The organism is Pseudomonas sp. WHRI 8519 (genome assembly GCF_040224055.2).
Classification (GTDB): Bacteria; Pseudomonadota; Gammaproteobacteria; order Pseudomonadales; family Pseudomonadaceae; genus Aquipseudomonas; species Aquipseudomonas putida_X.
Genome location: NZ_CP167996.1, coordinates 5,067,735 through 5,079,969 on the forward strand (window position 1 = coordinate 5,067,735; position 12,235 = coordinate 5,079,969).

Below are 12,235 nucleotides of genomic sequence, written 5' to 3' on the forward strand. Positions count from 1 at the left end.
CATCGTCGGTCCGTAGTCAATGGCGAAAATTAGCAGTGCTCCTCATAAAACGCAGGAAATCCGCCAGTCGGTAACAAAAAATTTATGGGGAATTTCAGGCACTGCAGTAGCCATGACCGTGGCCATTAATATGAACACCTTCGCTTTTTTTTGCAGGCCAGGCCACTTTGCAGAAAGCCCGCCAAGCCTATGGAAACGGGCTTGCCCGAAATGGGCCAAAGACGGTCTATTCCACAATTTTTTACGCCTGCCAGGGTTCAGGGAACATCTGCTGGTCACACAAGTCGGTTATTCAAGTGGCAGCGCGTCGATCGTGGGCCGACACGCCCTGATTGCCTGTTGATCTTGGGTTCTTCACGCCCTAAAGTGCGCGCCGAACGTCCATGCTGGAAACGATCCATCCGGCTCAAGTACTGAGTAGGCGAACCAAAGTGGGGATACGGAGGACGTTCAGTTTGCAGCCACTTATCTTTTCAGTTTGCCCATGGAGTCCCTGAGCATGTCGATCCAGGTCGAAGACTATTTCGCGCGTGACACCTTCCAGAAAATGAAGGCGTTCGCCGACAAGCAGGAAACCCCGTTCGTACTCATCGATACCCAGATGATCAGCCAGGCCTACGACGACCTGCGCGCCGGTTTCGAGTTCGCCAAGGTCTACTACGCGGTCAAGGCCAACCCGGCGGTCGAGATCATCGACCTGCTCAAAGAGAAAGGCTCGAGCTTCGACATCGCCTCGATCTATGAGCTGGACAAGGTCATGGGCCGTGGCGTCAGCGCCGACCGCATCAGCTACGGCAACACCATCAAGAAGTCCAAGGACATCCGTTACTTCTTTGAAAAAGGTGTGCGCCTGTACGCCACCGATTCAGAAGCCGACCTGCGCAACATCGCCAAGGCCGCCCCGGGCTCCAAGGTCTACGTACGCATCCTGACCGAAGGCTCCACCACCGCCGACTGGCCGCTGTCGCGCAAGTTCGGCTGCCAGACCGACATGGCCATGGACCTGCTGATCCTGGCCCGCGACCTGGGCCTGGTGCCATACGGCATTTCCTTCCACGTGGGTTCGCAACAGCGCGACATCAGTGTGTGGGACGCCGCGATCGCCAAGGTCAAAGTGATCTTCGAGCGCCTGAAGGAAGAAGACGGCATCGAGCTGAAGCTGATCAACATGGGTGGCGGCTTCCCGGCCAACTACATCACCCGCACCAACAGCCTGGAAACCTACGCTGAAGAGATCATCCGCTTCCTGAAGGAAGACTTCGGTGACGACCTGCCGGAAATCATCCTTGAGCCAGGCCGCTCGCTGATCGCCAACGCCGGTATCCTGGTCAGCGAAGTCGTGCTGGTTGCGCGCAAATCGCGTACCGCTGTCGAGCGCTGGGTGTACACCGATGTGGGCAAATTCTCCGGCCTGATCGAAACCATGGACGAGTCCATCAAGTTCCCGATCTGGACCGAAAAGAAAGGCGAGATGGAAGAAGTGGTCATCGCCGGCCCGACCTGTGACAGCGCCGACATCATGTACGAGCACTACAAGTACGGCCTGCCGCTGAACCTGGCGATCGGTGACCGCCTCTACTGGCTATCGACCGGTGCCTACACCACCAGCTACAGCGCAGTGGAATTCAACGGCTTCCCGCCGCTGAAGGCCTACTACCTATAATGCAGAACGGGGCCGAAAGGCCCCGTTTTCATTGGTGCCTGGCTTGGCCCTATCGCCGGCAAGCCGGCTCCCACCCCGACCGCGCAGTTCTTCAGGCCTGCGCTTTGTCTGTGGAAGCAATTCCTAATGGCCGGCGCAAATCCATGTGGAAGCAATTTCTAAAGACCAGCGCAAATCCATGTGGAAGCAATTTCTAAAGACCAGCGCAAATCCATGTGGAAGCAATTTCTAAGGGCCGGCGCAAATCCATGTGGGAGCCGGCTTGCCGGCGATGGGGCCAGTGCCGACACCATCACACCTGGCGCTGTTCTATCTCAGCGGCATACCGCGCCGCAAAGGCCATCAACCCTGGCCCAGCCCCCTGCAAGGTCACCAACGCACTGCGCAAAAAATTCAGGTTGCCCTCGACCCGCGCCCGCTCCAGCCACGGCCCCACTTCGGCCATCTGGCCACGCTCGGCCAGCACCATCGCCAAACTGAACATCCCACGAAAATCCCCCGCCTCGGCCGATCGCCGATACCAGCGCACCGCCCGCACCGGACTTGGCGCCGTAGCGATACCCTGCTCCAGGTAACGCCCATACAGGTTCATCGACTTGGCATGCCCCAGCTGCGCAGCCTTCTGGTAGCACATCAATGCCTGCGCCTGATTGGCCGGCACCCCACGCCCGGTAGCCAGCAGGTTGCCCAGGTTATACAACCCCCAGTCCAGCCCGGCATCGGCCGCGCGGGCATAGTGAACCGCAGCCTGTGCCACATTCACCTCGCCACCCCAACCATGCTCCAGGCACCGCCCGAGCATATTGTGCGCCATGGCACTGCCACCCTGGGCGGCAATACCGAACCAGCGCCGGGCCACTCCGGCATCCGCTTCGATGCCGCGGCCGTCGAGCAGGATCTGCCCGAGCAGCAACTGCGCCTCGATCACGCCCTGCCCTGCCGCCGCGAGAATGGCCTGGGCGGCTTTGCCCGGGCTATCTTCGAGCATGGCCTTCAGGCCGGCGACATCCACCACTTCTTCACGGCGCAACGGATAGGACACGGCTCAGACCTCTGCCCAGCGGCGCAGCAGGTTATGGTAGGTGCCAGTCAATTGCAGCAACGAGGGGTGCTCCGGCACATCGGCAGTGAGTTGCTGGATGGCATTGTCCATCTCGAACAGCAACGCACGCTGGCTGTCCTCCCGCACCAGGCTCTGGGTCCAGAAGAACGCCGCATAACGCACGCCGCGCGTCACCGGGTTGACCTTGTGCAGGCTCGTGCCCGGGTACAGCACCAGGTCACCGGCCGCCAGCTTGACCTGTTGCTCGCCATAGGTGTGTTGGATCACCAACTCGCCACCGTCGTAGCTGTCCGGATCGCTGAGAAAAAGCGTAGAGGAAAGGTCAGTGCGCACCCGCTCCGGGCTGCCTTTGGGCTGGCGCAGGGCATTGTCGATGTGGAAGCCGAAGTTGCCACCCTCACGGTAGCAGTTGATCAGTGGCGGGAAGACTTTGTGCGGCAGCGCCGCCGACATGAACCGCGGCGTTTTCCACAGGCGGTCGATCAGCGCGCTACCGATTTCCTTCGCCAGCGCGTGGCCTTCTGGCAACTGCAAGTTGTGCTTGGCCTTGGCCGACTGATAGCCGGCCGTGACCTTGCCATCGGCCCAATCAGCCTGCTCCAGTGCCGCGCGAATGCGGGCAAGCTCGTCGGCGTCGAACAGGCCGGGAATATGAAGCAGCATGGCGGCAGCACCGTAAAGAGTGTAAAGAAGTCAATGATATTGATTCACTTTTACGCCGCACAAGCCCTTTCTGCACCCGAGACGTTTCAGCTTCCTTGAACCGTAAAGAAAATTTGTAAAGATTGTAAATTCGCAGTGAATGGTAACGACTCTCAATTGTGACCTACAATCACTTGCATTATGATCCGCGGCCTTCACACCTTGGGGAAGGTCCATAACAATGCGTCAATACGTGCCATCTGCAGTGAGTTCGCCACGCCTGATCGTGTCCGCCATCGGCGTCGCCCTGAGCGCTTCGTCCGCCTACGCCGCCGATCCCGCTACCAGCAGCGCCATTACCCTCGATGCTACCAGCGTCAACGGCAAGGCCGAACAGGCCAGCACCGATTACAAGGTCGAGAAGGCCTCCTCGCAGAAGTACACCGCACCGTTGGTGGACACCCCGCGCTCGGTTACCGTCATCCCCCAGCAAGTCATCAAGGACACCAACGCCCTGAGCCTGCAGGATGCCCTGCGCACTGTACCGGGCATCACCTTTGGTGCAGGCGAAGGCGGCAACCCGCAAGGCGACCGCCCGTTCATTCGTGGTTTCGACGCCCAGGGTGACACCTACCTGGACGGTGTCCGCGATACCGGCGCGCAAACCCGTGAAATCTTCGCCATCGAATCGGTGGAAGTGGCCAAAGGCCCCAACTCGGCCATCGGTGGCCGCGGCGCGGCAGGCGGCACCATCAACCTGGTGAGCAAGCGTGCACACCTGGGCAACTCCCTGGACGGTGCCTGGACCTGGGGCAGCGACCAGACCCAACGCTACACCTTCGACGGCAACTACCAGTTCAGCGACACCGCTGCCGGCCGGCTCAACCTGATGACCCACGAGAGCAACGTCGCCGGCCGTGACAAGGTCAACTATGACCGCTGGGGTATCGCCCCCTCCCTGGCCTTCGGCCTGGGCACGCCAACCCGCGTCAACCTCGACTATTACCACCTGGAAAGCGACGACCTGCCGGATTCGGGCATCCCGTACAGCATCCCGACCGGAGGCAGCGGCGCACGTACCTCGGCGCACCCGAGCAAGCCGATCGACGGCGGCGACAGCGACAACTTCTATGGCCTGACCGGTCGCGACTTCCGCAAGACCCGTGTGGACATCGCCACTATCGCCGTGGAACACGACCTGAGCGAATCGTTGACCATCAAGAACACCCTGCGTCATGGCAACAGCATGCAGGACTATATCCTGACCCAGCCAGACGACAGCATTGGCAACGTCAACAACAACGGCGTATGGCGGCGTGCCAACACCCGTGTGGGCAACACGGCCACCACCACCAACCAGACCGACCTGTTCGGTGAGTTCTTCGTGGGCGGTTTCAAGAACAGCTTCTCCACAGGGGTCGAGTTCAGCAAGGAGGACTCGGACCGCCAGAGCTACACAGTGTCGCCAAACAGCAAGCTCACCTGCACCGGCCCGAGCAATGGTGGCAGCTGTACATCGCTGAGCGACCCGAACCCCGACGATGTCTGGGATGGCACTATCTCGCGCAACTACGCCGGCACCAAAACCAGCAGCAAGACCCGTGCAATCTACGCCTTCGACACGCTGGAGCTGACGCCTGAGTGGTTGTTGAACATGGGCCTGCGTTACGACCACTTTGACACGAAGTTCCGCACGTACGATGCCTCGGGCGCGACAGTGGTGAACAAGAACGGCGTTCAGACCAAAGGCCGCGACACCAGCGAGTTCTTCACCGGCCAGCTGGGCCTGGTCTGGAAACCGGCTGAGAACGGCAGCATCTACGTTTCCTATGCCACTTCCGCCACCCCGCCCGGGGCGATGCTCGGCGAGGGAACCGAAGGCAACCCGCTGTCGGGCACCACCGACCGTGGTGGCAACATCCTGGCCAGCGACATGGAGCCGGAAGAAACCACCAACTACGAAATCGGCACCAAGTGGGATCTGCTCGACGAGCGCCTGTCCCTGGCCGCCGCGTTGTTCCGCACCGAAAAGGAAAACGCCCGTGTGCAGGTGGACACCACCACCTACGAAAACGTCGGCGAAACCCGTGTGCAGGGCATCGAACTGTCGGCCAGCGGCAAGCTTACCGACAAGTGGCAAGTGTTCGCCGGCTACACCTACCTGCAGGCCCGCCAGGTCGACGGCGGCCCGCTGGGCAAGGCCAACGACGGCAACCAGTTGCCCAACACGCCGAACAACAGCGCCAGCCTGTGGACCACGTACTCGATCACCCCGAAACTGACGGTCGGCGGCGGCGCGTTCTATGTGGATGACGTCTACGGCAACGTGGCCAACACCACCATGGTCGACAGCTATGTACGTTACGACGCCATGGCCGCCTACAAGCTGACCAAGAACATCGACCTGCAACTGAACGTGCAGAACCTCACCAATGAGGTGTACTACGACAAGGCGTTTTCCACCCACTTCGCCAACCAGGCGGCGGGCCGGACCGCATTGCTGACCACCAGCGTCCACTTCTGAAGCAACAGCCCGGAGCCCCGTTCATTCCTGTGAGCGGGGCTTTTGCGTATCAAGGCATAATGCACGCCGCGCCAGGCGCGGCAGCAATACAAGGTGATCGATGTGGTGAAGAAGACACTGTTCCAATTGCACTGGTTCTTTGGCATCACCGCCGGCCTGGTGCTGGCCTTGATGGGCATTACCGGGGCGCTCTATTCGTTCCAGGAAGAACTCCTGCGTGCCTTCAACGCCGATGTCTTGAACGTCGAGGTCCGCGCCGGGGGTGTGCTGCCTCCGGCTGAGCTGGTGCGCCGGGTCGAGGCCGCTCAAGGCGACAAAGTGTCGATGCTGTGGGTCGATGTGCGCGAAGGCAACGCCGCACGGGTGTTCTTCACACCACCACCGGGCGAGCGCCGCGGTGAGCTGCGCTACGCCGACCCCTATACCGGTGAGCTCAAGGGCCAGGCCGCAGGGCAAGACTTCTTCAAACTGATGCTCACCCTGCACCGGTTCCTTGCCATGGGTGACACGGGCCGGCAAATCACGGGGGCCTGCACCCTGATGCTGGTGTTTTTCTGCCTCTCCGGCCTGTACCTGCGCTGGCCGCGCAAAGCCCTGAACTGGCGCACCTGGCTGACCTTGGACTGGGCCAAAAAAGGCCGCGCCTTCAATTGGGACCTGCACGCCGTTGCAGGCACCTGGTGCCTGCTGTTCTACCTTCTGTTCGCGCTGACCGGGCTGTTCTGGTCCTACGAATGGTACCGCGAAGGCCTGAACAGGCTGCTGGCCGACGCCCCTGCCGCAGGGCCGCAGCACAAGCGCGGCGAAGGCCGTGGCCGCCATGGGCCGCAGAAGGTGGACAAGAACGCGCCGCCGCTGGTGGTCGACTACGACGCCATCTGGGCCAGCCTGAAAAACGCTGCCGGCCCACGCCTTGCCATGTACAACCTGCGTCTGCCGCCTGCTGGGGGCCAGCCCGCCAGCCTGTTCTACCTGCTCGACAGCGCTGCGCACCCACGCGCCTTCGATACCCTGACCCTGGACCCGGCCACCGGCCAGGTGAAAAGCCACGACCGCTACAGCGAAAAATCCTTCAAGGCCCAGCTGTTGCAAAGTGTCTATGCCTTGCACGTGGGTGAATACTTCGGCCTGCCGGGGCGGATCATCGTCACCCTCGCCAGCCTGACCATGCCGCTGTTCTTCGTCACCGGTTGGCTGCTGTACCTCGATCGCCGCCGCAAAAAACGCCAGGTCCGCGCGGCCCGTGGCAGCGTCGACAGCACTGCCGGCACCGGCGACAGCTGGTTGATCGGCTTTGCCAGCCAGAGCGGTTTCGCCGAGCAATTGGCCTGGCAGAGCGCCGGCCAGCTGCAGGCGGCAGGGTTGCCGGTGCAAGTACGTGCGCTTGCCGATCTGGGCGAAGAGGACCTGCGCCAGACGCGCCGCGCGCTGTTCGTCGTCAGTACGTTCGGTGACGGCGAGGCGCCTGACAGCGCCCGAGCCTTCGAGCGCAAGGTGCTGGGCCAGCCTTGGGCGCTGAGCGGCCTCAGCTATGCCGTGCTGGCGCTCGGTGATCGCCAGTACCCGCACTTCTGCGGCTTTGCCCGGCGCTTACAGGCATGGCTCGGCGAGCGCGGTGCCAGCACGGCGTTCAGCCCGGTGGAGGTGGACAACGCCGACCAGGCGGCCCTGCAGCAATGGCAACAGGAGCTGGCACAGCTGACTGGCGCCCAGCCCGTCGCTGCCTGGCAACCGCCAAGTTTCGGCAACTGGACCTTGGTCAGCCGCGAACGGCTCAACCCTGGCAGCCAAGGGCAAGCGGTCTACCTGATCGGTCTGCGCTGCGAAGCGCCCGCCAGCTGGGAGGCCGGTGACCTGGTTGAAATTCTGCCGCTCAATGGCCAGCCACGCGTGGATGCATTCCTCAGCGGCCTGGCCGTCGACGCCAACGCTACGGTGCAGCTTCACGGCCTGAACGAGACCCTCGCCCAGGCCCTGGCAGGCCGCCAGCTACCCACCCAGCGGGAGCACCTGATCGGCTTGCAGCCACAAGCCCTGATCGATGCGCTGGTACCGATCGGCAGCCGCGAATATTCCATCGCCTCGATCGCCAGCGATGGTGTGCTGGAACTGATCGTACGCCAGGAACGTCACCCCGATGGCACCCTTGGCCTGGGCTCTGGCTGGCTGACCGAATACCTGCCAGTCGCTGGCACCCTTGGCCTGCGCCTGCGCCGCAACAGTGGTTTCCATTTGCCCGAAAGCGCCGCGCCGATGATCCTGATCGGCAACGGCACTGGCATTGCGGGCCTGCGCAGCCTGCTGCGGGCGCGGGTCAATGCCGGCGAGCAGCGCAACTGGCTGTTGTTCGGCGAGCGTAACCGCGCGCATGACCTGCTGTGTGGCGATGAGCTGCAAGGCTGGCTGGCTAACGGCGACCTGGCGCGGCTGGACCTGGCGTTCTCGCGCGATCAGGCCGAGAAGGTGTATGTGCAGGATGTATTGCTGCAGCAGGCCGAAGCGTTCAAGCGCTGGGTTGCCGATGGGGCTTATGTGTATGTCTGCGGCAGCCTGCAAGGGATGGCGGCCGGTGTCGATGCGGCGCTCAAAGGCATGCTCGGCGAAGCGGTTGTCGAGCAGTTGATCGAAGATGGGCGTTATCGGCGGGATGTTTACTGATCAGGGGTTGATGCAGCCAGCACCGGCACCATCGCCGGCAAGCCGGCTCCCACTCTAATGTGGACTGCCCCCAAGAAGTTGGACAGCAATCCAATGTCTTGGGGCAGTCCGCTATCTTGAGCCTGCGCCGCACCGGTGGGAGCCGGCTTGCCGGCGATTGGCCGGTGCAGACTCAGTGCAGCTCGAAGGTATCGGCATCCAGGTTGGCCGGGAAGCGGGTGCGGTAGTTGGCGAGCTCCGCTGCCCGCAGCACCACCGTGAACACGCCATCAGCCTCACCCGCGCTGAGCAGGCTTTCACCCTGAAAATCCAGCACCTGGCTGTCGCCTGAATACGCGAAACCCTTGCCATCGGTGCCCACCCGGTTCACCGCGGCCACAAAGCACAGGTTTTCGATACCCCGCGCCGGCAGCAGCCGGTTCCAGTGCTGGCGGCGTGCTGCCGGCCAGTTCGCGGTGTACAACAGCAGGTCGGTATCCTGGGCATCGCGGCTCCACACCGGGAACCGCAGGTCGTAGCAGATCAGCGGGCGTACCCGCCAGCCCTTGATCTCGAACTGCACCTGACGCTCACCCGGGGTGTAATGCTTGTGTTCACCGGCCATGCGGAACAGGTGGCGCTTGTCGTAGAACAGGATCTCGCCGTCCGGCCGCGCCCACAGCAAGCGGTTGCGGTGGCTGCCATCGGCGGCCTGGATGATCACGCTGCCGGTAACCACAGCGTTGATGCGCTTGGCCTGCGCCTTGAGCCATTTGTACGTCGGGCCGTTCTCAGGCTCGGCCAGGCTTTCCGATTCCATGGAAAAACCCGTGGTGAACATCTCGGGGAGGATCACCAGGTCGGCGTCTCCAGCCTGGTCGAGCAAAACCTCGAAATGAGCGTAATTGGCCTCGCGGTCGTGCCAGGCCAGGGCCGTTTGCACCAAGGCGATTTTCAGGTTGGGCAGTGCACTCAGATCGCGCATAGTTTTTCCGCTGCCTGACGCAGCGTCTCCTCACGTTTGGCAAAGCACAGGCGTATCAGGCGTTGCTCGGGGATGGGTCGCTGGTAGAACACCGACACCGGAATGGTCGCAACGCCGTGTTCACGGGTGAGCCAAAGGGCCATTTCGACGTCGTTCAGGTCGGGCCGGATCTGCGAATAGTCCACCAGCTGGAAATAAGTGCCCGCCGTGCGGGTAAAGTTGAAACGCGAACCCTCCAGCAAACCGCAGAACACGTCACGCTTGCCCTGGTAGAAGGCCGGCAGCGCGTCGATATGCTCGGGGTGCTCGGCCATGTAGTCGGCCAGAGCGCACTGCAGCGGCGTCACGCCACAGAAGTTGACGTACTGGTGCACCTTGCGCAGCTCTGCACTCAACGCCGCAGGCGCGATCACGTAGCCGGTCTTCCAGCCAGTGACGTGGTAAGTCTTGCCGAACGAGCTGACCACAAAGGCACGTTGATACAGCTGTTCGTGGGCCAGCACGCTGGCGTGGCGGACGCCGTCGTAAACCAGGTGCTCGTAGACTTCGTCGCTGATCAGGTAGATATCACGGTCGGCAACCAGCGTTGCCAACTGCTCAAGGTCTTCGCGGGTGATCAGCGCGCCACTGGGGTTGTGCGGCGAATTGAGGATGACCATGCGGGTGCGCGGGCTCAGGGCATCGCTGAACTTCTGCCAGTCGATACGGAAGTCGCCGTCGCTCAGTTGCACATGCACGCAGCGACCACCGGCCAGCTCCACCGAAGGCTCATAGCTGTCGTAACACGGGTCGAAGACAATCACCTCGTCACCCGCATGCACCACTGCCTGGATGGCACAGAAAATCGCCTCGGTGGCACCGGGGGTGATGGTCACTTCCTGGTCGGCATCCACCTGTGCGCCGTACAGCCGCGCCACCTTGGCAGCCACTTGCTGGCGCAAGGCCGGCAGGCCGGTCATTGGCGAATACTGGTTGTGCCCGGCAGCCACATGCCGGCCCACTGCATCGAGCAGGGCCTGCGGGCCATTGAAGTCAGGGAAGCCCTGGGACAGGTTGAGCGCGCCCGTCTGCACAGCGAGCTGGGACATGGTGGTGAAGATGGTCGTGCCGACGTTCGGCAATTTGCTGCGGATCATGGAGCCCTCTTTCCTGCGGGACGGAGAGCTATAAGCTACAAGCTCCAAGCCACAAGAAAAAGCGACATGTATCAGCGTCCGCTCATTCTTGTGGCTTGCGACTTGAAGTCTGCCGCTTGTCAGCGCTTGTCGCGGCGCTTCTTCTCGGCCTTCTTGTGGTGCGACATCAAGCGGCGCTTCTTGTTGACCTGGCGGTCGGTGAGGGTGTTCTTCTTGCCCTCGTACGGGTTCTCACCGCCCTTGTACTCGATACGGATCGGCGTACCGACCAGTTTGAGCACGCGGCGGTAGGTGTTTTCCAGGTAACGCGAGTAGGACTTGGGGATCTTCTCGGTCTGGTTGCCGTGGATCACGATCAGCGGCGGGTTGGCACCCCCGAGGTGGGCATAGCGCAGCTTGATGCGGCGGCCATTGACCAGCGGAGGCTGGTGCTCACTGACGGCGTCTTCGAGGATCTGCGTCAGACGGCTGGTTGGCCAGCGGGTGACCGCCGATTTGAACGCGGCCTGCACCGACTTGTACAGGTGACCCACGCCGGTGCCGTGCAGCGCCGAGATGAAGTGGATGTCGGCAAAGTCGACGAAGAACAGCCGGCGCTCCAGTTCGGTCTTGACGTAGTCGCGCTCACCCGGCTCCATGCCGTCCCACTTGTTCAGGGCGATGACGATGGCGCGGCCCGCTTCCAGGGCGAAGCCCAGCAGGTTGAGGTCGTGGTCGACCACGCCCTCGCGAGCGTCCATGACGAAGATCACCACGTTGGCGTCCTTGATCGCCTGCAGCGTCTTCACCACCGAGAACTTTTCGACTTCCTCGTGAATCTTGCCGCGCTTGCGCACACCCGCGGTGTCGATGAAGGTGTACTTCTCGTTATCGCGCTCGAACGGGATGTAGATACTGTCACGGGTGGTACCCGGCTGGTCGTAGACCACCACGCGCTCTTCGCCGAGCATGCGGTTGACCAGGGTCGACTTGCCCACGTTGGGGCGGCCGATGATGGCGATCTTGATGCCATCCTTTTCGCTCGGGCCGGGGATGCGTACCGCTTCCTCGCCTTCGGCAACCTCCTGGTCGAGGGCTTCTTCCTCGGCATCGCGAGGAATGTGACCCAGCACCGACTCCATCAACTGATTGATGCCACGGCCCTGGGAGCCTGCCACCGGAATGGCATTACCCATACCCAGCGGCGAAAACTCGGCGCGGGCGACGTCGGCGTCGATGTTGTCGATCTTGTTGGCCACCAGAATGGCCGACTTGTTCCGCTTGCGCAGGTGCTCGGCGATCATCTGGTCGGCGGCAGTCATGCCGGCGCGGGCGTCGACCAGGAACAGCACGTAGTCGGCTTCTTCGATAGCCATCAACGACTGCTCGGCCATCTTCTCGTCCATGCCCACTTCGTCACCGGTGATACCACCGGTGTCGATCAGGATGAAGGAGCGACCCTGCCAGCTGGCATCACCATACTGGCGGTCACGGGTCAGACCCGACAGGTCACCCACGATGGCATCGCGGGTTTTGGTCAGGCGGTTGAACATGGTGGATTTGCCGACGTTCGGCCGTCCCACCAGGGCGATTACGGGAACCATGC

Annotated in this window: 9 protein-coding genes; 4 read left to right on the forward strand and 5 right to left on the reverse strand. The window is 62.2% G+C overall.

From position 1 onward, the window contains the following. Positions 1 to 19: 19 nt before the first annotated feature. Complete coding sequence (locus ABRP30_RS23150; RefSeq protein WP_349974812.1) at positions 20 to 343, forward strand: hypothetical protein; 324 nt, start codon at positions 20 to 22, stop codon at positions 341 to 343. A 156-nt stretch (positions 344 to 499) separates the two neighbouring features. Then, positions 500 to 1,663 carry a type III PLP-dependent enzyme gene (locus ABRP30_RS23155; protein WP_012316125.1) on the forward strand — a complete coding sequence of 388 codons (1,164 nt, stop codon included), beginning with the start codon at positions 500 to 502 and terminating at the stop codon, positions 1,661 to 1,663. Positions 1,664 to 1,955: 292 nt separating this feature from the next. Here the strand turns inward: ABRP30_RS23155 and ABRP30_RS23160 are convergent, their stop codons facing one another. Both ABRP30_RS23160 and ABRP30_RS23165 read right to left on the reverse strand, forming a co-directional pair. Then, positions 1,956 to 2,705: a tetratricopeptide repeat protein gene (locus ABRP30_RS23160; protein WP_267818566.1), complete on the reverse strand. Its 750-nt coding sequence runs from the start codon at positions 2,703 to 2,705 to the stop codon at positions 1,956 to 1,958. A gap of 3 nt (positions 2,706 to 2,708) precedes the next feature. After that, complete coding sequence (locus ABRP30_RS23165) at positions 2,709 to 3,389, reverse strand: Fe2+-dependent dioxygenase (protein ID WP_241804196.1); 681 nt, start codon at positions 3,387 to 3,389, stop codon at positions 2,709 to 2,711. Between the two features lie 220 nt (positions 3,390 to 3,609). On the opposite strand from ABRP30_RS23165, the gene ABRP30_RS23170 reads away from it, so the two are divergent. Then, positions 3,610 to 5,892: a TonB-dependent siderophore receptor gene (locus ABRP30_RS23170; protein ID WP_349974813.1), complete on the forward strand. Its 2,283-nt coding sequence runs from the start codon at positions 3,610 to 3,612 to the stop codon at positions 5,890 to 5,892. A 102-nt stretch (positions 5,893 to 5,994) separates the two neighbouring features. Then, a complete protein-coding gene (locus tag ABRP30_RS23175; RefSeq protein ID WP_349974814.1) occupies positions 5,995 to 8,550 on the forward strand; it encodes a sulfite reductase flavoprotein subunit alpha in 2,556 nt (851 codons plus the stop codon). Positions 8,551 to 8,722: 172 nt separating this feature from the next. On the opposite strand, the gene ABRP30_RS23180 is transcribed toward ABRP30_RS23175, so the two are convergent. From ABRP30_RS23180 to der, 3 genes are all read right to left on the reverse strand, one after another. Beyond that, on the reverse strand, positions 8,723 to 9,514 hold the full coding sequence (locus ABRP30_RS23180) for an amidohydrolase (RefSeq protein WP_267818572.1): 792 nt from the start codon (positions 9,512 to 9,514) through the stop codon (positions 8,723 to 8,725). Further along, entirely contained in the window at positions 9,502 to 10,650 is a 1,149-nt protein-coding gene (locus ABRP30_RS23185) for a pyridoxal phosphate-dependent aminotransferase (RefSeq protein ID WP_349974815.1), read from the reverse strand. The genes ABRP30_RS23180 and ABRP30_RS23185 overlap by 13 nt, the downstream gene beginning before the upstream one ends. Positions 10,651 to 10,769: 119 nt before the next feature. Further along, entirely contained in the window at positions 10,770 to 12,233 is a 1,464-nt protein-coding gene (gene der / locus ABRP30_RS23190; protein WP_241804191.1) for a ribosome biogenesis GTPase Der, read from the reverse strand. Positions 12,234 to 12,235 lie beyond the last annotated feature (2 nt).

What these genes read in the sequence shown, in the direction of transcription:
- ABRP30_RS23150 (WP_349974812.1), top strand. Translation starts at nt 20, where the DNA reads ATGGCGAAAATTAGCAGTGCTCCTCATAAAACGCAGGAAATCCGCCAG.
- ABRP30_RS23155 (WP_012316125.1), top strand. Translation starts at nt 500, where the DNA reads ATGTCGATCCAGGTCGAAGACTATTTCGCGCGTGACACCTTCCAGAAA.
- ABRP30_RS23165 (WP_241804196.1), bottom strand. Translation starts at nt 3,389, where the DNA reads ATGCTGCTTCATATTCCCGGCCTGTTCGACGCCGACGAGCTTGCCCGC.
- ABRP30_RS23170 (WP_349974813.1), top strand. Translation starts at nt 3,610, where the DNA reads ATGCGTCAATACGTGCCATCTGCAGTGAGTTCGCCACGCCTGATCGTG.
- ABRP30_RS23180 (WP_267818572.1), bottom strand. Translation starts at nt 9,514, where the DNA reads ATGCGCGATCTGAGTGCACTGCCCAACCTGAAAATCGCCTTGGTGCAA.
- ABRP30_RS23185 (WP_349974815.1), bottom strand. Translation starts at nt 10,650, where the DNA reads ATGATCCGCAGCAAATTGCCGAACGTCGGCACGACCATCTTCACCACC.
- der (WP_241804191.1), bottom strand. Translation starts at nt 12,233, where the DNA reads ATGGTTCCCGTAATCGCCCTGGTGGGACGGCCGAACGTCGGCAAATCC.